General features: G+C 66.1%; 1 protein-coding gene. It reads left to right on the top strand.

The genetic code is table 11. The features are described from left to right. Window positions 1–502, top strand: a 502-nt coding sequence (locus GTW58_RS14195) for an ABC transporter ATP-binding protein (RefSeq protein ID WP_168023671.1), incomplete at both ends; no start/stop codon positions are given.

Here is a 502-nt window from a genome sequence, read left to right as displayed (position 1 = left end):
GGAGAGGTCCTCTGGGACGGGGACGCCATCACCGCGCAGGACCGTGTCAGATTCGGGTACATGCCCGAAGAACGCGGGCTCTACCCCAAACAGGGGATCCTCGATCAATTGGGCTACCTGGGTCAGTTGCGTGGGATGTCCCGACAGGCCGCGCTGGCCGAGGCCCAACGACTCCTGCACCACTTCAACCTGGGGGACCGCGTCAAGGACAAGTTGGAGACCCTGTCCCTGGGTAATCAGCAGCGCGTCCAGGTCGCCGCCGCCCTCCTGCATCAACCGCAGGCGCTCGTGCTCGACGAACCGTTCTCCGGACTGGACCCCACGGCCGTCGACTCCATGGTTGACCTACTGCGTGAGTACACGGCACGGGGAGTCCCGGTGCTCTTCTCGTCCCACCAGCTGGATCTGGTCGACAGGTTGTGCGACGCCATGGTGATTCTCCACGTCGGCCGGGTCCTGGCGTCCGGGACCGCCGTGCAACTGCGGGGCACGCAGCCCCAGC

The organism is Kocuria subflava (genome assembly GCF_012163155.1).
Lineage (GTDB): Bacteria > Actinomycetota > Actinomycetes > Actinomycetales > Micrococcaceae > Kocuria > Kocuria subflava.
Note: the sequence above shows the minus strand (reverse complement) of the source record. Positions and strands in the feature narration are given on the sequence as shown.